A 21,391-nucleotide genomic window follows, 5' to 3' on the forward strand; every position below is an offset into this window, starting at 1 on the left:
TCTCATAAGTTTTACTAATTAATAATTAAAAAGATTAATTTAACTTATATCACGGTTTGCATTAAATTACGCCTCAGGAGCAGGTTTTATGGAATTTTTTACTCAAGGTTTTTTATTGCAGGCAAGTCTCATTCTGGCATTAGGTGCACAGAACCTATTTCTTATTGATATTGGGACAAAAAAGAAGAATCATTATTTAGCAGCAGCTATTTGTTCTGTCTGTGATATGGCCCTTATTCTATTGGCCGTTCTTGGTGTCTCAGGGATGCTTGTAAAAACAGTTGAGTTTAAAGTCGGTATCGGGCTTCTTGGTGCTTCCTTTCTACTTTACTATGCAGTAATGAAACTTATTGATTCTGTAAAAGGTGTGAAGGAAACTCAAGAGAGTAAGAAATTTGCTCTTTCTCGTCGAATTGTGATTTTAACGACGCTAAGCTTTACGCTTCTTAATCCTCACGTCTATATCGATGCCTTCTTTTTGATCGGCGGTTACTCGACTCGTTTTGATCTTGTTCAACACCGTTTTCTTTTTGGCTTAGGCGCAGGTGTATTTTCAATTGTATGGTTCTACTTTCTTGTTACATTCTCTTCTAAGTTCTCTCATATCTTAACTAAAGAGAAGAACTTAAGAATTTCGTCTCTAGCAACAGCTATCGTTTTAGGATATCTTGCACATAAACTAGGTACAGAGTCGGTAACAGAGTTTATTCAATTGATGTCTTAGGAGATTTTATGTCGACAACAGCTGCTTGGATTATTCTTCTTATAGCGGGACTACTCGAAGTATGTTGGGCCATCGGCCTTAAGTACACTGAAGGGTTCACAAAACTAGTTCCAAGTATTTTTACGCTTGTCACTCTTGCTGCAAGTATGTTCTTGCTTGCTAAGGCCAGTCAGTCCCTGCCTATTGGCACAGCTTATGGTGTATGGGTTGGGATAGGAGCGCTAGGTGCTGCAATTTTAGGAATTGTTCTATTTAATGAACCAATCACTCTTGCACGCACCGTTTTTCTAGCGCTACTTCTTATTTCAATTATAGGACTTAAACTTACTGCTTAAATATTTCAGACAATAATTTTAAGGATTTTATCTTTTTCTCATTATCAAAGATTGAAGTCACAACCATCAACTCGTCAGGTCTGTAGCGCTCAATGAATTGATCGAGACCTTTCTTGACTGTCTCCTTTGAGCCAACAAAAGAGAAGTGAAGCATATGTTGTGCCGTCATCTTCTCATGCATATCCCAATAGGTATCCATATCGTCAATAGGAGCTTGGAATTTCTTCTTTAATCCACGGCGAAGATTGGCAAAGGACTGTTTCTGACTCGTTGAAAGAAATTGAGCTTCTCCATCAGTATCTGCAATAATGACATTTACACCTAACATGACGTAAGGCTTTTCTTGTTGAGCAGATGGCTCAAAGCCTGCATGATAAAGTGATAGCGCTTCTTGAATGGCATCAGGTGCAAAGTGAGAAGCAAAGGCATATGGTAGTCCAAGGTGAGCAGCTAGTTGTGCCCCAAACGTACTTGAACCGAGAATCCAGAGTGGAACTTGTGAGCCAAGGCCAGGTGTTGCCACTATTGGATCACTACCACTTTCTTTAGAAAGGTAGCGCTGAAGTTCGACAATATCTTTTGGGAAGTTATTTGAACTCTGGGCCGTTGTTCTTAGGGCCTGAATAGTCATTTGATCAGTACCTGGGGCTCGGCCAAGTCCTAGGTCGATACGTCCAGGATAGAGTGCCTCTAATGTTCCGAATTGCTCAGCGATAACAAGAGGTGAGTGGTTGGGAAGCATAATTCCTCCCGCACCAATTCGAATAGACTTTGTTTGACTGGCAAGATGTCCAATCACAACTGATGTTGCAGCACTTGCAATGGCCGGCATATTGTGATGTTCGGCCACCCATATGCGATGATATCCATATTCCTCTGCTGCTTGTGCGCTACGTATTGAATGATCAAATGCTTCTTTAAGCTCCTGTCCTTCATTAACAAAGACTAAGTCGAGTAGGGATAATTTTGGAGTCATGGTAAATCCTTTAGTGTTGGGTAGTCTGTATAACCAACGTGATCAGGGCCGTAGAATGTTTCAAAGACTGGCTCATTTAAGGGAGCATCTTTTGCAAACCTTTCAACAAGATCAGGATTTGCAATAAAGGGAACACCAAATGAAATGGCATCCGCTATCTTATCTTCTAATGCTTTTTCAGCTGTGGCCTTGGTGAATTTTTGATTGGCAATAAGGACGCCGTCAAACTTTTCTTTAAGCTTTGGAAAAAGACTGTCATTATCTAGCGGATCGCGAGTAAAGATAAATGCAATCTTTCTCTTATTTAATTCCTCTACCACATGGCCAAAAAGGGCCAGGGGATCAGAGTCACCCATGTCGTGGCTATCGCAGCGAGGAGCAAGATGAACGCCGACGCGATCAGCGCCCCATACTTCAATGAGTTCGTCTGTAACTTCAAGCAAGAATCTTGTGCGGTTTTCAATACTGCCTCCGTATATATCGTCTCTCTTATTAGTCGAGTCTTGTAAGAACTGGTCAATGAGATATCCATTGGCCGCATGAACTTCAACACCATCAAAGCCTGCCTCCATTGCGTTGATTGCTGCTTGACGATAGTCTTTTACTATTGCTTTTACTTCTTGTGTCTCAAGTGCTCGAGGAGTTTCATAGTTCGTAATTGGACGAACAAGAGAAACATGACCCGCTGGTTGGATCGCACTTGGGGCAACAGGCTTTTGCCCATTTAGAAAACTAGAGTGTGAGATTCTTCCCACGTGCCATAGCTGCATGTAGATCTTTGAGCCTTTGGCATGCACTGCATCTGTAATTCTTCGCCAGCCCTCGATTTGATCTTTCGACCAAATACCAGGAGTATTGGCATAACCAACGGCCGACGGTGTAATAGCGGTTGCCTCTGTGAGGATCATTCCTGCATCAGCACGCTGTTCATAGTATTTAACCATAAGATCATTTGGAACTCGTTCTTCTCCTGCTCTTGCTCGAGTTAGGGGGGCCATAATAATTCTATTTTTGAGCTCAGTTCTTCCAAGCTTTATAGGTGTGAATAAATTCGTACTCAATTGAGACTCCTTTAGTTTGATATTTATCAAACAATAGGCCTGCCCTTGATAAAAATCAAGTCCTTTGTTAGAATTTTATCTAACTATGAATGACTGCACACAGATACCATTGGATAAGATATTTAAATCACTAGGCGATCCTATTCGCATGAGTGTGATTAAGCAGCTAATTGCTTACGAGGAAGAGCATGGACACAAGGAGATAACTTGTGGCGGCTTCGATTATTGTGTGAATAAGGCCACATTTTCACATCATATTAAGATTCTGATTGAGGCCCATATCATTTGCCAGAGGACGGAAGGAGTGAAGAAGTACCTATTTCTCAATCCTAATATCAAAAAGTATTACCCAGGCTTGATCGAAACAATTAAAAAAACATGCGAATAAAATACAGTAAGAAGAATCTCGCTTGTATTAGAGCTTTGGACATAGTATCTTGTGTCAAATTAGGTTTCCTATAGTTCACTTCCTTATTTCGGTTCTGTCTATTTTTAATCTTTTATTATTTAGAAACGACAGAATTGCAGGGAATACCTTAGTGAACGAAGTGCTTAATGCAGACTCAGTACCATTGAAAGATCTTATTAAAAATCCGCGTACATTTATGAGAAGCAATAATCATCCTCTGGAACATGCAAAGGATTTAGATCGGCTGCTTGGTTTTCGTATTCCAAAAATAGAAGGAAAGCTTCTACAGAAATACAAAGCCTATTATAAGCAAAATGATGGCATTAAAGGAAAGCAGCACTTTCAAGGCACGCAAACTTGGATTGGATTACATCCGCAAGTTTTGCAGACACCTTATAATGATATTTTTGATGCACTTTATCTTTTAAAGGATTTTGAGGTTGATAAGATAGTGGATGTTGGTGCTGGCTATGGACGAGTTGGTATTGTGATGAACTCTGTTTTTCCAGAGTCCCGATTTATCGGCTATGAGATTCTTAAACAAAGAGAGAGCGAAGGAAATCGTCTTTTTGAAAAATTAGATCTCATAAATTGTGAAATTATTTTAGAAGACGTCTTGGATGATGATTTTATTCTACCAAAGGCGCAAATATACTTTATCTATGATTTTAGTGAAATTGAGGATATTTCGAAGATTTTAGATGAATTAGTAAGTCGAATCGGTGACTATAGTTTCTTTTTAGTGACTAGAGGTGATCGAATAGATTTCTTGTTGGAAAGAAAGTATAAACAATTTTGGAAGGCCAATGGCGTTTTAAGCTCTGGCGAATTAAAAATATATAGTTCTAACGTAGACCTAAAGAAACTTAAACATAAGGAGTAAGTATGAAAACAGGTAAAGTTAAGTTTTTTAATGATGAGAAAGGTTTTGGATTTATCGTTCCTGACGATGGAAGCAAAGATCTTTTCGTACACATTTCAGCAGTAAACGGAAACACTCTAAGTGAAAATGACGCTGTTGAATTTGAAGTAGGTGAAGGACAAAAAGGTCCTTGTGCTGTTTCAGTAAGCGTTCTTTCTTAATCTTAAGATTGATACACCGTGCCTTTTAAGAAAGTGAAGAATTTCAGCTTCTTAGAAGGTACACCTTCTTCTAAAGACTATCTGTTTATAAGAATACCTAATATACCCTATAAGATTTAATAAATTTTTTCATTGTGTTCATGTATTTTAGTCGATACTCTCTTTGCATGAAAATCACACACATCACAACTTTTCTAATTTTCATCACAAGCACGGCCTTTGCTTCAACTTGTGATCAAACACAATTTTATTCACGACTTTCTAAGCATGCATCTGGCTACGAGTTTAAATCAGAGCTTTCTTCTCTTTTGAGAAGAGAACATCGTAGTATCTCGTATGATGACCTTCTTAAGGCGTATCGTAGCACTGACCTCGATACTACTTACGATGGTGATCGCACGATTATGGATATGTACTCAGAAAATCCAAATGGAAAGGATCCGTATCGTTTTCAACCTGGTCGCAGAACATGTGGCCAATATAAGGGAGAGGGTGACTGCTACAATAGAGAGCACTTATTCCCTCAAGGTCTTTTTAATAAGAGACGCCCAATGAAAACAGATATCTTTCATGTTTATCCTACTGATGGAAAAGTAAACGGACATCGTGGCTCTTATCCTTTTGGAGAAGTTGGTGACGCATCATGGACTTCTAAGAACGGATCAAAGGTTGGGAGAAGCTCAACAAGTGGTTACCGTGGTCGCGTTTTTGAACCAATCGATGAATTCAAAGGTGATATTGCAAGAGCAATGCTTTACTTTGCAGTTCGCTATGAAGCAGAGATTCCAAGATTTAAGAATAACCCAATGACTAATGGTTCACGTGAGCAAACATATAGCACTTGGTTTATTAAACTACTTCTAAAGTGGCACAAGCAAGATCCTGTAAGTGAGCACGAAAGAAGAAGAAATGATATCGCATGTGAATATCAAAAGAACCGCAACCCTTTCATTGACCACCCTGAGTGGGCAATGGCCATTTGGGAGGTTCAATAGATGTTTAGAATTCTAATTACAGTTATTCTAACATTTATTTTTCTCGTTCCGTTCTTCTCCACTCCTGTTGGAGAAGAACTCTACCTCGAATATCAAGACACAGACCTCTACAAATCGATCTATTGCCAATACGTTGAGTGGTTTGGCGCTGAAGGATTTGATAAAATTAAATTTGCAGTAAAGTGTCAGTTGCTAAAGTAATTTCCTTGTTTAAAATTCTATAACCATTTTTCAGCTAGTTAGATCATTTAGCTTGAGTCTTATGTTCTGCTGTGGCATATTCTAGAGTACACGTCTAGACAACTTGTCTACAAATGGAGTGATTGTGAAACAGGATTCAAAAGAGGCCATCTTTGAAGGTGTCTTAGAGCTTTTAAATGAAGAGGCCATTTTAGATATTTCGGTTTCTAAGCTTAAGAAACACACCGGGCTTTCAACTGGAACTTTTTATTATCATTTCCCTGGTGGCATCGAAGATATTTATAAGTCTCTCTTTATAAAGCTTTCATCTAAGATTAGAAATAGGGCCTTTGTCGCTGCCAGTAGTGCAAAGTCGATAGAACAAACTCTAAATGATTTGGTATGCATCTACTTTGGTTGGCATAAGAATGAAGTGAGGGAGAGTGATTTCTTTTGGAAGGCGACAATGTCTGGCTTCCAAGAAATTCGTGAACTCTTAGTTAGTGAGTACGAAATTCTATCCACAAGAATTTATGAAGTCCTCACAAAACAGGCCGAGCTTGAAAATATTAGAATTGTTGATCGCCATATACTCGATGCCATTTTATTTGGTGCGGCCAGAGAGCTTGTTCACTCGTGGATTGGCCGTGGTAGAGATGAGAAAGAATTTGATCTTCTAAAGGAACAATTTATAAAGACGCTAAATCGAGCATGTGTCATTGGAAGCCCTTGTGAAATACAATAAAGACTTCTTTAAACAGTTTGAGCATCGTGGTGAGAAATACATCATCCGAAGTGTAAGTGAAAAAGATCAAGAAAAATTGATCGAAGCTTTTAAGATGGCCTCTCATCGTACATTGAGTAGTCGCTTTCTAGCGGCAAAGAAAAGTCTTTCAAAAAAGGACTTAGAGTTATTTACTTGTCCTGATTATGTTAACCATGTGGCCTTAACGGTTATGAAGCAAAGTGAAGAGGGTGAGCTTCCGGTAGGCTCCACAAGATTCTACCGCGACTCTGATCATTCACCAAAGGCCGAATTCGCCGTTACTGTGATTGATAAATATCATCGTATGGGATTTGGTGGAATTTTAATTGATCATTTAATTGAGGCCGCCAAAGAGCGCAAGATTAAAGAGATATATGGCACGGCCAGTACTGGCAATCACGCAGTATTAGGGCTTCTCAAGAGCCGCGGCGAAGTTTTCATAGAGCCTGAAACAATGGGAATTGTGAATATAAGATTAAAGCTATAAGAAAAAAGGATATATAAATGAATAAAGTATGGTTAGAGAATTACCCAAAGAATGCTGCAGCAGAAATCAACCCTGATCAATATAATAATATTGTTGAAATGATTGATGAGACTTGTGAAAAATTTTCGGCGAGAAAAGCATTTATCAATATGAATGCTAGTATGACTTATCAAGAGGTAAGAGAGAAGTCTGATGCATTTGCTAACTATCTTATTAAAGATCTAAAGCTTAAGAAGGGTGATGTCATCATGATTCAGATGCCAAACCTTCTTCAATATCCTGTCGCTCTCTTTGGAGCATTCAAGGCGGGGCTAGTTGTTGTTAATACAAATCCACTTTATACAACAAGAGAAGTTAAAAAAGTTCTTGAAGATAGTGGGGCAAAAGCAATTGTTATCTGTTCGAACTTTGTGGCAAATTTAGAAGAGGCCATTGAAGGAAGTAAGATTGAGCATATTATCACAACTGAAATCGGTGACTTCTTTCCTTTAGTAAAGAGAAAGCTTACAAATTTTGTTATTAAGCACGTAAAGAAAATGATTCCTGCTTATAAAGGAACTTACTTAACGCTTAATGAAGCTATTGCAAAAGGAAGGGGGGCGAGTGCAACTTTTCCAACGATTGAAAGAGAAGATACTGCTCTTTTCCAATACACTGGTGGAACGACTGGAAAAACGAAGGCCGCGATTCTAACTCACAGAAATATTATTGCTAATATGTTACAAATGGATGTTTGGATCAATGCTGGCCTAGGTACGGAACACGCTAATATTCTAGCTCCACTACCGATTTATCACGTTTTCACTTTATCAGTTAATATCTTTGGATTCTTTAAGATGGGGATGACAAATGTACTTGTCACAAATCCGCGTGATCTTAATTCATTAATCAAGGACGTTTATACTCATAAGCCTAAAGTTATGATTGTTGTAAACACTCTTCTTCAAGCTCTACTTGCAAATGAGGAATTTAGAAAGCATGACTTAAGCTTTATTGGCTTTAGTGTTGCTGGTGGGATGGCCCTTAAACCTGCTGTGAAACAAGAGTGGGAGAAGGTAACGAAGACCAGAGTTATTGAGGGTTATGGCCTTACTGAAGCGTCTCCAGTTGTTAGTTGTAACCCAACAGATGGGACTGATGAAATTGGTTCAATTGGGCTTCCTCTTCCTTCTACTGATATTAAAATCATTGACGGGGATGAGAATGAATTAGGCTTTAATGAAGAAGGGGAGCTTTGTGTAAAAGGTCCTCAGGTTATGAAGGGCTATTGGAATCAACCTGAAGAGACGAGTAAGACTTTTACAAAAGATGGTTGGCTTAAAACTGGTGATTACGCAACGATTGATGAAAAAGGTTTTCTAAGAATTTTAGATCGTAAGAAAGATATGATTGTTGTTTCAGGATTTAATGTTTATCCAAATGAGGTCGAAGGTGTTCTTCTTGAGCTTGATGGGGTTCAGGATGTTGCTGCTATTGGAATTGATAGCGAAAAGTCAGGACAGGTTGTTAAGGTCTTTGTTGTTAAAGCAAATGCCTCTTTAACTGAAGAAGATATTAAGGCCTATGCAAAGAAGAACTTAGCTGGATATAAAGTTCCTAAGCAAATTGCATTTGTCGATGACCTTCCAAAGAATAACGTTGGTAAGGTACTTCGCCGAGAGCTACGTTAAGATGTACTCAAGTTCAAGAAGATATCGTAAAAATGATTGGTGGGATCTTGTTACCGTCATCGACCAAGAGTTGGAAAAAGATGATGGCCCACAAACGTATTACTATATCCTTGATGAATTAAAGTGGAGAATGGTTGAGTCTATTTCAGAGGGCTCAACCTTTAAAATAAAAAAGAAGGCAACAGAGCTTTATGATCGAATTCAAGTTAGCCAGAAGAAGTGGACTAAAGTTGAACCTGATCTTGCTAAAGAGCTTGAGTTGCTTTTAGACTTCTTACTTGATCCTCCGACTAAAATTTTAATTTAATTTACCTACATTGAGATATTGAGGACCGCTATAATATCAAAAATGTAGGAGGAAAGATGACAAATGTACTTCACCGCGCGGACTCGCGTGGTTATGCAGAACATGGGTGGTTAAAGAGTAATCATACTTTCAGCTTTGCCAATTATTATGACCCGGAAAGAATTCACTTCGGCACACTTCGGGTTATTAATGACGATGTCGTTGCTCCAGGGGAAGGCTTTGATACTCATCCCCACCGTAATATGGAGATCATATCTATTCCTCTAAAGGGCTCTCTTCACCATCAGGATACTATTGGAAATGATTTCATTATAAGGAAAGGCGAGATCCAAGTGATGTCTGCCGGTTCGGGAATTTCTCATAGTGAATATAATAATTCTGATCGAGAAGAGGTACACTTCTTACAAATTTGGGTGCTACCTAAAGAGCATAATATTAGGCCTTCTTACTCTCAAAGATATTTCAAAGACTCTGGGCGAAGAGGAGAGTTTCAATTAATTGTTTCCCCTGATGGCCGAGATAATTCTGTGACGATAAATCAAAATGCCTTTTTCTCATTAGCAAACTTAGAAGAAGGGCAGAATTTAATTTATAAGAAGTATATCAAATCAAATGGTGTCTATCTCTTTGTTATAAATGGCGAGGTAAGGGTTAATGAATTAACATTATCAAATCGTGATGGGCTAGGGATTGATCCTGGTAATAATATTGGACTAAAGTCACTCAATGACTCAGAGATTCTCGTGATGGAAGTACCGATGGATGTTGAAAAATATAACTAAAAACCCTGACATTGATCAGGTTAAACTAATATAATTGTTTGCTAAAATAAAGTATGAAAAAAGAAAATATCGTACTACTTATTCTTATTACTTTAATCTCTTTTGCCGGTGCTGGTTACTATGCATCAAACCTAAATGAAGATACGAGTCTTCAAAGATGGGTATTCTTTGATTTAGGGGATACTATTATCAACACGAAAAAGAGTGGGAATTATCACTACTACGAAGGCTCTCTCGAGTATATCCATGCTTTAAAAGGGATGGGGATTCATGTGGCCATTATCTCAAATATTCCTGAATCTTTTGGTGAGACTTATGAACAGAAGATTACAACGCTAAAGGAATATGTAAGGGCACATTGGAATGATTCAGTAGAATTTGACTGGAGTGTATTTGAAAAAATCTATATTCCTATGAGTAATGATGAACTAAAGCCTGCGCCTTATATTTTTAATAAGGCGCTAGATGAGACGGGACGTTATCCTAGTTTGTATATTTCCGAGTCCTTAAAGGAAGTGGAGGCCGCAAAGCAATTAGGGCTTGCAGGATTTCACTTTAAGGAAGGAACTTTAAATAAGGCCAAGTTGATCAAGAAAAATATCTATATCCACTTAGATGAAATCATTGATTATATCGATAATAATAGTCACCTGTAGTAGGTGACTATTTTATTTATTAAAAGATATATTCACCTTCAAATTTATAAGTTGCTTCTTTATCTTCTTTTTTAATATATTTAATACCTAACTTTAAACTGTCTTTTAATATCTTTGTTTGTGCAGCTATATATGCAGACTTTTGGTTACCTTTTACCCAGAACCCTGTTCTTCCGTATAGTGGGGCCTTCATTCCAACTTCAAATGAGTGACGTCCATCTTCCGAGTAGAGCGTAATACTATAGTCAGCTGTCGCACCTTCTTGCCTAATATAGATGATATTTTGAATACCAACTCCATACTCATCCATAATCTGTCTTTTAATTTCATTTTTAATTGTTCCTCCAATTACGGCCATCGTGTATTTTCCTTCTTCTCTAACATCGGCCTTCATAATAGAAGCGTGGGCCGTTACGATACCTTTCCAATTCACTCCCATGTAGCTTGAATCAGCATATAGGGAAGAAGAGAACATATTTTGGCTGTCGCTAAATTCTCCGTCTGTTTTGAAGTTCTTAGTTTTTATCTTTCCATTTCCAACGGTAATACTTACGTGTGACTTTATGTCCGCGTAGACATTTCTTAGAATACCTAAGTCGACTTTTCCTGACTTCAGTCGTGCATCCATACCGAAGTAAAAGCTAGTGCTATCTTTAACAAACTCTCTATGTTCTAATTTTTTTTGTTCTCTTTGAAGCGCAATTCCAGCGTCAAATTTAATTCTGTTTCCTTGGTTTTTTAGAGTTGCGGCAACACCTGATGCTGTTAGGCCATTTTCAGTTTCTGCATAATAACTCTTTGCTCTTATGGCCCCGTTCTCATAATTCATCGAGATAACATCGATATTATCAAACTCGACACCAGGAGCGACCATATCAATGTCTAGACCGACTGCTTGATTTAGTAAGTAACCAACCTCACTAGGAACTCTGTCAACTGGTTCTCCATCTGCATTAAAAATTCGATAATTAATTCCAAAGTCAGCTAGGGTTGTATCTTGTGCTAAGCTCTGCGCACTTTGCCCCTCATTAATTCTGGTTTCACCGTAGTTGAAATTAATGATGCGATCTTTATTTCCTGGATCTTGTACAACGACTGTAGCGTGACCTACATTTCTTGTGTTGTAAGCGACAACATAGACGTCTTCAACATTTAACTTCTTTAGGACATTGGCCTGAGTTACGGCAATGTCACGACAAACACCGGCCTTTGTACCACTTCTGATTGCTTCAAAGATATCTTCTGTTGTTACAACGCCATCTTTATCACGTTCAAAATCATAGTGATTATTCATTATTGTCCCAAGAATATGGGCCAGGTACATCTTTTGATTAAAGCTTAAAAGAAGCTTTGCTGATGAATAGATATTCTCTCTTCTAACTTCAGGTGAGCCAATGATTAGGCCCGCGACAACGTTAGTAAAATACATTTCACCTTCTTCTTTACCAAATTGGGCAACGGACTCTTTAAAGATATCCGACATATCCATTTCATTGAAATAGGCACAATTCTCACTTAGACAACCAACAATTGATTTTACAACAGTTGTTCTTCTGACGGTATCTGCCCAATAAGATGATGTATTGAATTCTTCAGTTTGAATAAGCGGTCTCGTATGATACTTGCGCTTTTTAATATCAACATTTGAGCCATTGGCGCTTATGCTAAACTCAGCTTGAGTATTAAAACTTAAAAGTAGACTTAGAAAAAAGATTTTCTTCATTTGAAATCGCTCCGTTCAATATTTCTGTATATTAATGCAAGGGGAGTGCCAGTATTTTTCTTGAATAATCATTTAGTTGGCCTAAGAGCGGTGTTGATAATCCATGCGGCCGTACAAAGTTCATTCATTAATTAAGATTAAGGCCTATTTTTCTAACTTGTTGAAATTACTAACGATTTATTCAAATAAAGAATATGATAATTTTATGATACTGGTTTTACTGCTATATTTATCTCAATAATTCATTTTGATATTAGACATAGGTTTATTAATGAAGGATTTTCAAATTATTCTGGCCGCAACATCGAGTGTAATACTCTTTGTCTTTGGCCTTGAGAACTTCTCTAAAGAAGTTCAAAATATTACTGGTGAAAAATTTCGAAAATTTCTCGGAAGTGCAACAATGTACCCCGTCGTAGGGCTCTTAATTGGAGCTATTGTCACGGCCTTCATTCAGTCGAGCTCTGCAACATCTGTCATCGCAATTAGCTTGGTAAATGCCGGTGTTATGTCCTTTAAAAATAGTGTTGGGATAATTTTTGGTGCTAATGTTGGGACAACGGTTACGGCACAATTAGTTGCCTTTAAGCTGACGGCCTTTGCTCCTGTCTTTATTATCGTTGGTTTTCTACTTTCTTTTACGAGATCTCGCTACGCTATCTTTGGAAAGACACTTTTCTATTTTGGTTTCGTCTTCTTTAGCTTAAACCTAATCTCATCGGCCCTCGCCCCACTTCAAACGGATGTGCGCTTAATTGAGTTTCTAACAAAGGCCCATAATCCACTTCTTGGTGTTCTCGTTGGTGCTGTCATTACCGCTATTGTTCAATCAAGTTCAGTAACAACTGGTTTAGCTATTATCTTCACACAACAAGGGCTTATGAGTCTTGATAATGCAATTCCGATTTTAATGGGTTCAAATCTTGGAACAACCGTTACGGCCCTTATTTCTATTATTAGTATGGATATTGCAGCAAAGAAGACGGCCCTTGCTCACTTTCTTTTTAACTTAGGAGGAGTGTTAATCTTTCTTCCAATCGTTATTTTTTGGAGGGAGCACCTTCCTCTGATGTCAGATATTCCGGCTATAGCGCTCGCAAACTTTCACCTCATCTTTAACGTCACCACGAGTTTTATCTTTGTTATTTTCTTAAACCCTTTTACTGCTCTAATCGATCGAATGCTTGGGGAAGGGAAAATGGATTTTGAACGAATCGCTCTAGGCCTAAAAGAAGAATCAGAATTTAGTGAGATTGAAGAAAACTTAATGGATGACCTCGAAAAGACCTTTCAATTTGTACAAGAAAACTACAACCTTATTACCTTAAGTATTGAAACAAATTATAAAGGTATTTATGAGGCGGCAAAGAAGCGTATTGAATATATGGACTTTCTTAAGGCCGAACTTTTAGGCTTCTTTTCTAAGTTCATTTCCAAGTGTAATAATGAAGAAGAAATTGATCGCATCGTAAATATCATGGCCATGTATGAATATATCTTTCAGATGCACGACTCAGTTAAAGATATTACAAGTGTTAAAGCTTCAATGGATAATAACTATGTAGAGCTCAAAAGTGATGTCCTGATGATTGTGCGAGAGATTGCAAGTAGTACGCTTTCGGTTTTCGACTATATTTCAAGTGATAGTCAAAAAGATAAGGATCTAAAAAAAGTATCACAAGACTTTCAAAGAAACCTTGAAGGCTTTGGAAAGAAAGTATTCACACTGATGGCAAAGCCTGAACGAAATGATGCAGGAGCAATTATGCACCTTCTGACTTATTCTCAAAGACTTAAAGATAAGTTGATGAATTATTATCATTTGAGAGAAGGCCGAATCGCACCATGAATATGCTAAGAAAAATTGAAAAGCTATATCTTGATATTCTTGTCTATTTTGCTTCTAAGAAAAAGGGACTTATGTTTAGGCTGAGGAAATCTCTAATTATTCTTCGAGATGGCCTTGAAAAGGAAGGAACTGAAACAAAAGAGATGTTTGCCATATATAGGCGCTACACTCAAGGACGTGCCTCTAAAGAAGAAATGAAAGAGGCCAATAAGCAATTTGTTGAGGTCATTAAAGGGCTAGGTGTTGGTGTTTTACTTGTACTTCCTTTTGCCCCACTTACGATTCCTTTTGTTGTTAAGCTAGGTGAGAGACTAGGTGTCGATATTATTCCTTCATCATTTCGTTCCAAAGATTAGTTATCTAAAATATATTTTAAATTATCATAGAGGTATTCTTTAAATATCTTCACATGTTTTGGAATATGTTTTGAAGGCTTAGAAAGTAAGAAGAGTGTTCTAGCTAAATACTTATAGCTTGGTAATATCTTGATGAATTCATTTTCAACGAGTTCTTTTTTGCAGTAAAAACTCGGGATCATTGCCGGTCCTTTATTGTTTTTTACGTAATCCTTTAAAATGGGAAATGAGTTGCTTGCAAATTGAGGAATGAGGTCTTTAAAACATGACTTATTTAAAGGGTTACCATAAAGGTCAGTCAAGATTGCCACCGGATGTTTTTCAAGGTCTGCTAATTTTGATATTCTTGGAGAGCTTTTCAAATATTGTGAGCTAGCGACTAGGCCAACTTCAATATCACAGACTTTCTTTTGAATCAGTGATGAATCCTTTAATTTTCCAATACGCAGGGCAAGATCTAACTTATGCTCTTTGAAGTCCATAAGGATATTTGTAGAGAAAAGTTCAACTCGTATACCAGGGTATTTATCCATGAAGTCACAAACAATACTAGTAAGGAGTGACTGTGAAAGATCCTCTGGTGCGGTTAATTTAATTAAGCCTTTCATCTCATCTTTTTGGCTCTTTATTTTTAAAAGAGATGCATCAAGAGACTCTAGTGGAGATTTAATCAACTGTAGTAGTGCTAGGCCTTGTTCTGTTAACGTTACTCCTCTTGGCCCGCGAGATAGTAAAGTCTGTTCCAGTTCATCTTCTAACTTGACGAGGTCGCGACTAATTTTGGATTTAGGGTGACCTAGTGCTAGGGAAGCTTTAGTTAGACTTCCTGCCTCAGCAACTTTTTCAAATATCTTAAGTAAATTTAGATCCATTTAGTGTTCCTTATATGGAACATTATATTGCATTATTGTGATCTGTTGCAACACTCATTTTTTCTCCATAATACGAATATAGCAAAACAAATCAGGAGAAAAGAAATGAAAGCTAAATTTATAATTCTAGGACTAATTTTAACATCTTTAACAGCGATGGCCGATAATATTGACTTAGCAAGAAGTTCATTCGTATGGAAAGGTTCAAAAATCACAGGTGATTTTCACTCTGGGCCAATTAAAATGAAAAGTGCCACTTTAGATAATGGAAGAGGGAGTTTCGTCGCTGATATGAGCTCTATTGATGATACAACTTTAAAAGGTGAGTGGAAGGCAAAATTTCTCTCACATATTAAAAGTAGTGATTTCTTTGATGTTGAAAAGTACCCAACAGCAAAGCTAAAGATTAATAAGATTGATAACGGACAACTTTATGGACAACTAACTATTAAGGGCAAGACTAATGCTGTCGCAATCCCTGTGACAAAGAAGGGAAAGATTTATTCTGGGGTTCTTGCCTTTGATCGTACTGAGTTTGATATGGTTTATGGTTCAGGAAGTTTCTTTAAGAACCTTGGTGATAATATGATTTCAGATACAGTAACACTAACTTTTAAAGTCGTTACTAAGTAGTAGGCGGAGCAGTCATGACTAGAGAAAAGATTCCAGTGATATTCTTAGGACATGGCTCTCCTATGAATGCAATTGCAAGTAATGAATTTACTGATCAACTTAGAATAATAGGAAAAGAGCTGCCAAAGCCTAGAGCAATACTAATGATATCTGCGCATTGGGAAACACAGGGAACGTGGATTACAGCAATGGATAAACCTAAAACGATTCATGATTTTTACGGCTTTCCAAAAGAGTTATATGAAATTCAATACCCCGCTCCGGGATCACCTCATCTTGCTAACGAGATTGTTGAAATGATTGGTGAGAGTGTGAAGCTTGATCATGAAAATTGGGGATTGGATCACGGGACATGGTCGTTACTGAAGTTCATGTATCCCGAAGCAAATATACCAGTTGTTCAGTTGAGTTTGGATATGAGGAAGCCCCCACAGTATCACTTTGATCTAGGAAAGAAGCTAAAAGTTTTGAGAGATCAAGGAGTGCTCATTATAGGCAGTGGAAATATTGTTCATAACTTAAAAACAATAAGCTGGAGTGAGGATGCTCCTGTCGTTGATTGGGCCATAGAGTATGATGAACTTATCAAAGAGAAGCTTATCAATAGAGAGTTTAATTATTTGATTAATGATTTTCAAAGCATGGATATTGGAAAGATGAGTGTACCTTCAGTTGAACACTATCTTCCTCTTTTATATGTGATAGGGGCCTCAGATGAAAGTGACATCCTGAATTTTGATTTTGAAGGAATTCAAAACGCTTCCATTTCAATGAGAAGCTTTAGTTTTAGATAATAAGGAGAAATATATGATTGCATTAACAGGTGCATCTGGTCAGCTAGGCCAATTAGTTATTCAACAACTCTTAGATGAGGGTGTTAATCCCAATGAAATAGTGGCCATTGCAAGGTCTACTGAAAAACTCGATCAGTTTGCAAAAAAAGGTGTTCAAGTAAGGTATGGTGATTATGAAAAACCTGATTCATTGAAAGAAGCACTAAGAGGAATTAATAAGCTTTTATTAATATCTGCAAGTGAGGTTGGTAAAAGACTTCCTCAACATAAGAATGTTATTGATGCTGTAAAGGAATCTTCAGTTAAACATCTTATTTACACTAGTATTCTTCATGCAGATAAATCTCCACTTGGGCTTGCGAAAGAGCATGTTGAAACGGAGAAGTTACTAAATGACCTTAATATATCAACGACGATACTTCGTAACGGTTGGTATTCTGAAAACTACATGATGGGATTACCTAGTATTATTGAACATTCAGCTGTTATTGGTTGTGCTGGTGATGGCAAGCTTTCAACTGCAGCACGTGTGGACTATGCTCTTGCCGCTGCGAAGGTCTTAACCGGAACAGGTCATGAAGGAAAGATTTATGAATTAGCAGGGGATGAAGCATTTACCTTATCTGAATTTGCAGAATCTGTAGGTAAAGAATTTGGGAAAGAAATACAATTTCAAAATCTAAGCGAAGCTGATTTTAAAAATGCTTTAATGCAGGGAGGTCTCCCCGAAGGATTTGCACAATTATTGGCAGACTCTGAAAAAGGAGCGTCCGTAGGAGGCCTATTTGATAATCAAAAGCAATTATCAAGTCTCATCGGACGCCCAACGATACCTATCTCAAAATCAATTAAAGATTTTAAAGAAAGCTATCAGTCTTAGTTATTTTGATTTGCTAAAGACTCATTCATGCGAAATACCTGATGAACTAAATCGTTACCGATATCGTTTATCTCTTTTAACGATTGCTTGAGTGAGTCTTTAAAGTTAGTTAATTGATCGAGAAGCCCCGAAAGCTCTCCTGAATTTCTGTTAAGTCTTGCCGCTTCGATCTTTCCACTGATACTTACCATCTCTAGGCCAATTGATAACTTCTTCACGTCGTTACACACTCTTTTGAATTCACTAAACTCCGTTTGAATTTCAATGAGGCTAGTCTTGGCATTCTTAATCTGCTGTTCTTGTAACATTGACAAGATACCCATCTCATTTGCCTTTTGAATTGGTGAAGGCTTTGTTTCTTTTTCAAAGAAGTTGTAAATCTCTCTTTGAAGAATTGAATTACAAACAAAGAATTGGCAATCCTTCACTTTCTCTTGAACAAGCTTTCCAGAGACCATGAACTTGTTAATTTCGTCTTGAATCTCTTTAGCAAGATTGTCGTACTGAGTAGAAATCGTCGCCATTGAAGCTGCTTCTTCCCCAATCCTTGCAGCTTGAACTTCTAGGTTCATAGGCACAAGTGAGGTCTTCTTGTATTCCTCAAATATACCTTCTGACTTCTCTTGTAGAAATGAGCCGGATTCTAGGGCCTTTCTTAATAAGTTAAGCTCTTCAATTGGCTCTTCTCCAAGTGCTACTTGTCTTGATTCAAGCTCTTGCATGAGGGCCTCAATCATGAAGTGCTCGTAGGACTCAAAGCCTAACTCATTAATCATTGCTAGAAGAGTTTCTTGTGATTGTGCCGGTGTAAGTTTCTTACGCTTTTCTAATTGAGCTAGCTCAATATACTTTTCCTTCACGATCTCAAAGAAATGACTACTAGGCTTTAGTCTTACAGACAGGTAGCCATCGTCTATAGGTGAGACGAGGGCAAAGACCCAATAATTGCTTCCATCTTTAGCTTGATTGTTGACATAGGCGCCGATCATCTTGTCTTGGGCAATAGTGTCCCAAAGTAATGAAAATACCCCGCGAGGCATTTCCGGATGTCTAACCACCTTGTGGGGTTTGCCAAGCATCTCCTCCCACTCGTACTGACTGACTCGTTGAAATACTGAATTTCCGGACGCGATAACTCCTCGCTTATCGGTCCTGGAAAAGAATAGTTCATCAAAATCGAAGTTACTCTCTCTATCCTTCGACATGCATCCTCCCTTTTCTGAAAAATCATGAATATTTTCTGTTTAGAATGAAAAAAATGAACAAAACATGATATATGTCATAAATTGTTGATTTTATTGAATTCTTAACATTGTTGCCATCTTAACTCGTCAAAATAAATTTACAACTAAATAATTAGTGTATAAATTTCACCACTTATTTTCTTTATTACCTGTTCAGGGTAGATAGACATATGAAAAATCATCTACTTATCTTTATTCTGTCATTGAATATGAGCTTTCAGGCATGTGGGTTAAATCTCGCGGGAGAAAGTGCGTACTTTGATAAGAAAGATATCGCAAAGGCCCAGGCAGAACTAAGTTCTCAAGAGCAAGCCTTACTAGATGAAGTTGAGCTTTCATCACGAACTTGTGAGTATGAGCTTTTAGAAGATTTAAATCAATTTGCGCAAGGTAAGTTGAAAGAAGCTCTCGTTTACTTACGAAGTAATTCTCGAATCGATGACACCCAATACCGCTTACTTTTAAGAACCTTAAGATCATTTGAAATCTCTAAATTAGAAAAACATCTTTCTCCTTTTAATCCTATTGTTAAAAACTTCAAGGCGCAGACTTTTGAAAACTTTCAAAGGGCACAGCAAAGAGGTCTTTGCTTCAATGCTATTGCTAAGAATTTATTTAAAGAACTAGGAGAAAAGAAACCAACGAAGTTTCTAAAGAAGGCCTATCATAAAAACTTAATTGATAAGCGTACCTATTGGATGCTCAAAAGACTAGTTCAAGAGGACTATCATCTTGAACCTCAGATATTAGCAGAGTACTTGAAAGAACAAAACTTTCTAACAAGGCAATTTCCAGAGCGCCTTAATATTCAAAAGACAAATTATATTTCAGGGCGACGTGATAAGAGTAAGGTGTCACGTAGAGAGGCCTTGCTTGCAAAGTACAATCAATTTCAAATTATTTATCTAAGTGGAATGACTCAGAGGCTACTTAATCGTCTTAATGCGGATGAAGTAATTATCAACGTTATGATTGATGATGAAAGTGTTGAGGAGATTATTCTGGATCCAATGGAGCAGTATCGTTTCGCCGCTAAAATGGTAAGGAAAGAATTAGGTGATCTTCAGATGATGAATTTATTTGAAGGTACTAATGTTGGTTTTGAAGATATTCTGGCCGCAGCATTTGAAACAGGCTTGGTCTCTGGTGGGGACTTGAGCACACTAGCATTAGTCGATGATGTTTGGAACCCTGAGCTTACAAAAGCAGAAAAGAGAAAAAGATTTATTAGAAGATATGGAACAATCTTTGTTGCAGCTATTCCAACAACATTTTACTTTGTAAAAGTTTTATCATTAGTTGGTATCGAGATGTTAACAGAGACAAAGCAGGAGCCACAACGTGATCATTCAATTTTCTAAGCTCCTTCTACTGTCACTTCTCGCATCGTCAATCATGGCAAGCTTTAAGGCCCAGGTTATCACTCGTGATGGTGATATGGACTTGGTTAAGAAGGAAGTAGAGCTTGATCTAACAAAAGCATCATTACTGGAAAACCAGAGCTTTAAAATTGTATATGGCAAATCAAATGAAGCGATAAATTTAGAGACTTTAGAAGATGAAGTTGAAAAGCTTAGAGCAGCAAGTGTTTTCTATCACCTGACAAAGGCAAAGAATTATTTCTTAAACGTTGTTAAGTCTTCGTACGTAAAAGAGCTTCCTCAACTTGTGGTACGTTTAAATATAACAAACCAATTTAATTCAATTGGGCACTTTGCACATGACAACTTATCTCCTGAGTATAATAACGCTCTTTCGATTCCACCTGGTGAGGGAAGAGAAAAATTTGGGATTAAGCCTTGGAATTATGAAATTTGGTTTCGTCCGGCCAAGGAGATTAATCTTCCTAAGGAAGGTTTAAAGAATGACTTTGAACAAACTGCCGCAATCTTTAGTGAGTTTAGAAACCAGTCACGTTTAGCAAGCTTTCAAAAATTTGTTAGTGACCTATTCTTACTTACAGGAGATGCCCTAAAAGACAGCGGGCTTAATATTCTGGGCTCAACGGCCATTATCGAGGCATCATTCTTTGCTATGAAAAAGCTCTACGGACTACTTCAGGGAAAGAAATTCTTTTTAGATACAAGCTTTATTCCCGAAGTTGTCTACCATGAGTTTGCCCATGTCGCTCTCAGTGATCATCTAGGACTTAGCCACTCTTCTCCCGTTAATGAAGGGATGGCCGACTTCTTTGCTGCCTCTATCGCAGATAGTGCAACGATTGCTGATAATGTAAAAGACTATGCAAAAAGAGTTCGTGAAAAGGATGCCTTTCGCGATGAAGTTTATAATGCTGGCTTTGAAACTAATGCTTATGCCAATATTGATTTTGTTCTTGGGGTTTTGTGGCAAGTTCGCGAGCTTGATAAAGACTCAAGTCATGGGCTGATTTATGATGTTCGCAAGAATATTACTAGTAGCTCAAATATTAGAGGAGATTTATTGAAGTCAATTCTTAAGGAGTGTCGTAGAAGTTGTAAGTCACCCTTGAGAGATCGCATAAATCTTCAAAACGCCTATCATGAGATGGGTTTGTAAAGGAAGTTAACTTTTATTAAATTGACAAAATATATTTAGATAGGGTAGTTACCCATATCTGTTACTAATAG

General features: G+C 37.6%; 25 protein-coding genes. 20 read left to right on the forward strand and 5 right to left on the reverse strand.

Translation table 11 applies throughout. The features are described from left to right. The first annotated feature begins 88 nt into the window (after positions 1 to 88). Both ABMA78_RS09330 and sugE read left to right on the forward strand, forming a co-directional pair. Positions 89 to 724, forward strand: coding sequence for a LysE/ArgO family amino acid transporter (locus ABMA78_RS09330; protein WP_392859340.1), 636 nt, complete (start codon positions 89 to 91; stop codon positions 722 to 724). An 8-nt stretch (positions 725 to 732) separates the two neighbouring features. Beyond that, positions 733 to 1,059, forward strand: a complete 327-nt coding sequence (gene sugE / locus ABMA78_RS09335) for a quaternary ammonium compound efflux SMR transporter SugE (protein ID WP_392859342.1) — start codon at positions 733 to 735, stop codon at positions 1,057 to 1,059. Here the strand turns inward: sugE and ABMA78_RS09340 are convergent. Continuing rightward, entirely contained in the window at positions 1,049 to 2,035 is a 987-nt protein-coding gene (locus ABMA78_RS09340; RefSeq protein ID WP_392859344.1) for an LLM class flavin-dependent oxidoreductase, read from the reverse strand. The genes sugE and ABMA78_RS09340 overlap by 11 nt on opposite strands. After that, complete coding sequence (locus ABMA78_RS09345; protein ID WP_392859347.1) at positions 2,032 to 3,096, reverse strand: alkene reductase; 1,065 nt, start codon at positions 3,094 to 3,096, stop codon at positions 2,032 to 2,034. Before ABMA78_RS09345 ends, ABMA78_RS09340 begins: the two co-directional genes overlap by 4 nt. Positions 3,097 to 3,181: 85 nt before the next feature. On the opposite strand from ABMA78_RS09345, the gene ABMA78_RS09350 reads away from it, so the two are divergent. The 11 genes from ABMA78_RS09350 (at position 3,182) to ABMA78_RS09400 (ending at position 10,431) form a co-directional block, all read left to right on the forward strand. After that, positions 3,182 to 3,484 (forward strand): helix-turn-helix transcriptional regulator, encoded by a 303-nt coding sequence (locus ABMA78_RS09350; protein WP_103218260.1) that lies wholly within the window; start codon positions 3,182 to 3,184, stop codon positions 3,482 to 3,484. 184 nt (positions 3,485 to 3,668) lie between these two features. Beyond that, positions 3,669 to 4,388 carry a hypothetical protein gene (locus tag ABMA78_RS09355; protein ID WP_392859350.1) on the forward strand — a complete coding sequence of 240 codons (720 nt, stop codon included), beginning with the start codon at positions 3,669 to 3,671 and terminating at the stop codon, positions 4,386 to 4,388. A 2-nt stretch (positions 4,389 to 4,390) separates the two neighbouring features. Next, the gene (locus ABMA78_RS09360) at positions 4,391 to 4,588 is read left to right on the forward strand and encodes a cold-shock protein (protein ID WP_103218258.1); all 198 of its coding nucleotides are present in this window, start codon (positions 4,391 to 4,393) and stop codon (positions 4,586 to 4,588) included. Between the two features lie 167 nt (positions 4,589 to 4,755). Continuing rightward, positions 4,756 to 5,583 carry an endonuclease gene (locus tag ABMA78_RS09365; protein ID WP_392859354.1) on the forward strand — a complete coding sequence of 276 codons (828 nt, stop codon included), beginning with the start codon at positions 4,756 to 4,758 and terminating at the stop codon, positions 5,581 to 5,583. Next, complete coding sequence (locus ABMA78_RS09370; protein WP_392859356.1) at positions 5,584 to 5,784, forward strand: hypothetical protein; 201 nt, start codon at positions 5,584 to 5,586, stop codon at positions 5,782 to 5,784. It abuts the gene before it with no gap. Positions 5,785 to 5,908: 124 nt separating this feature from the next. Continuing rightward, positions 5,909 to 6,508, forward strand: coding sequence for a TetR/AcrR family transcriptional regulator (locus ABMA78_RS09375; RefSeq protein ID WP_392859358.1), 600 nt, complete (start codon positions 5,909 to 5,911; stop codon positions 6,506 to 6,508). Beyond that, positions 6,495 to 7,016, forward strand: a complete 522-nt coding sequence (locus ABMA78_RS09380) for a GNAT family N-acetyltransferase (protein ID WP_392859361.1) — start codon at positions 6,495 to 6,497, stop codon at positions 7,014 to 7,016. Before ABMA78_RS09375 ends, ABMA78_RS09380 begins: the two co-directional genes overlap by 14 nt. 17 nt (positions 7,017 to 7,033) lie before the next feature. Further along, positions 7,034 to 8,686 carry an AMP-binding protein gene (locus ABMA78_RS09385; protein ID WP_392859364.1) on the forward strand — a complete coding sequence of 551 codons (1,653 nt, stop codon included), beginning with the start codon at positions 7,034 to 7,036 and terminating at the stop codon, positions 8,684 to 8,686. Position 8,687: 1 nt separating this feature from the next. Further along, complete coding sequence (locus tag ABMA78_RS09390; protein WP_392859367.1) at positions 8,688 to 8,993, forward strand: hypothetical protein; 306 nt, start codon at positions 8,688 to 8,690, stop codon at positions 8,991 to 8,993. A gap of 56 nt (positions 8,994 to 9,049) precedes the next feature. Beyond that, positions 9,050 to 9,775: a pirin family protein gene (locus ABMA78_RS09395; RefSeq protein ID WP_392859369.1), complete on the forward strand. Its 726-nt coding sequence runs from the start codon at positions 9,050 to 9,052 to the stop codon at positions 9,773 to 9,775. 53 nt (positions 9,776 to 9,828) lie between these two features. Next, positions 9,829 to 10,431, forward strand: coding sequence for an HAD family hydrolase (locus tag ABMA78_RS09400; protein ID WP_392859370.1), 603 nt, complete (start codon positions 9,829 to 9,831; stop codon positions 10,429 to 10,431). A gap of 19 nt (positions 10,432 to 10,450) precedes the next feature. On the opposite strand, the gene ABMA78_RS09405 is transcribed toward ABMA78_RS09400, so the two are convergent. Further along, complete coding sequence (locus tag ABMA78_RS09405; RefSeq protein ID WP_392859372.1) at positions 10,451 to 12,154, reverse strand: transglutaminase-like domain-containing protein; 1,704 nt, start codon at positions 12,152 to 12,154, stop codon at positions 10,451 to 10,453. 271 nt (positions 12,155 to 12,425) lie between these two features. Here ABMA78_RS09405 and ABMA78_RS09410 point away from each other — a divergent pair, with 271 nt between their 5' ends. Both ABMA78_RS09410 and ABMA78_RS09415 read left to right on the forward strand, forming a co-directional pair. Next, positions 12,426 to 14,003, forward strand: a complete 1,578-nt coding sequence (locus tag ABMA78_RS09410; RefSeq protein WP_392859374.1) for a Na/Pi cotransporter family protein — start codon at positions 12,426 to 12,428, stop codon at positions 14,001 to 14,003. After that, positions 14,000 to 14,359: a hypothetical protein gene (locus tag ABMA78_RS09415; RefSeq protein ID WP_392859376.1), complete on the forward strand. Its 360-nt coding sequence runs from the start codon at positions 14,000 to 14,002 to the stop codon at positions 14,357 to 14,359. Before ABMA78_RS09410 ends, ABMA78_RS09415 begins: the two co-directional genes overlap by 4 nt. On the opposite strand, the gene ABMA78_RS09420 is transcribed toward ABMA78_RS09415, so the two are convergent. Then, the gene (locus ABMA78_RS09420; protein ID WP_392859379.1) at positions 14,356 to 15,231 is read right to left on the reverse strand and encodes a LysR family transcriptional regulator; all 876 of its coding nucleotides are present in this window, start codon (positions 15,229 to 15,231) and stop codon (positions 14,356 to 14,358) included. The two genes, ABMA78_RS09415 and ABMA78_RS09420, sit on opposite strands and share 4 nt — an antisense overlap. A 105-nt stretch (positions 15,232 to 15,336) precedes the next feature. Here ABMA78_RS09420 and ABMA78_RS09425 point away from each other — a divergent pair, with 105 nt between their 5' ends. The 3 genes from ABMA78_RS09425 to ABMA78_RS09435 are packed head-to-tail and all read left to right on the forward strand — an operon-like array spanning position 15,337 to position 17,538. Then, positions 15,337 to 15,864, forward strand: a complete 528-nt coding sequence (locus ABMA78_RS09425) for a YceI family protein (protein ID WP_392859380.1) — start codon at positions 15,337 to 15,339, stop codon at positions 15,862 to 15,864. 14 nt (positions 15,865 to 15,878) lie between these two features. Then, entirely contained in the window at positions 15,879 to 16,658 is a 780-nt protein-coding gene (gene ygiD, locus ABMA78_RS09430) for a 4,5-DOPA dioxygenase extradiol (RefSeq protein WP_392859382.1), read from the forward strand. 13 nt (positions 16,659 to 16,671) lie between these two features. After that, complete coding sequence (locus ABMA78_RS09435) at positions 16,672 to 17,538, forward strand: SDR family oxidoreductase (protein WP_392859384.1); 867 nt, start codon at positions 16,672 to 16,674, stop codon at positions 17,536 to 17,538. Here ABMA78_RS09435 and ABMA78_RS09440 read toward each other — a convergent pair. After that, positions 17,535 to 18,743 (reverse strand): PAS domain-containing protein, encoded by a 1,209-nt coding sequence (locus ABMA78_RS09440; RefSeq protein ID WP_392859387.1) that lies wholly within the window; start codon positions 18,741 to 18,743, stop codon positions 17,535 to 17,537. The genes ABMA78_RS09435 and ABMA78_RS09440 overlap by 4 nt on opposite strands. 209 nt (positions 18,744 to 18,952) lie before the next feature. On the opposite strand from ABMA78_RS09440, the gene ABMA78_RS09445 reads away from it, so the two are divergent. Continuing rightward, positions 18,953 to 20,143 (forward strand): hypothetical protein, encoded by a 1,191-nt coding sequence (locus ABMA78_RS09445; RefSeq protein ID WP_392859389.1) that lies wholly within the window; start codon positions 18,953 to 18,955, stop codon positions 20,141 to 20,143. Then, positions 20,124 to 21,320 (forward strand): hypothetical protein, encoded by a 1,197-nt coding sequence (locus tag ABMA78_RS09450; RefSeq protein ID WP_392859392.1) that lies wholly within the window; start codon positions 20,124 to 20,126, stop codon positions 21,318 to 21,320. The genes ABMA78_RS09445 and ABMA78_RS09450 overlap by 20 nt, the downstream gene beginning before the upstream one ends. Positions 21,321 to 21,391: the final 71 nt, after the last annotated feature.

Source organism: Halobacteriovorax sp. RZ-2, from assembly GCF_043196685.1.
Taxonomy (GTDB): Bacteria; Bdellovibrionota; Bacteriovoracia; order Bacteriovoracales; family Bacteriovoracaceae; genus Halobacteriovorax_A.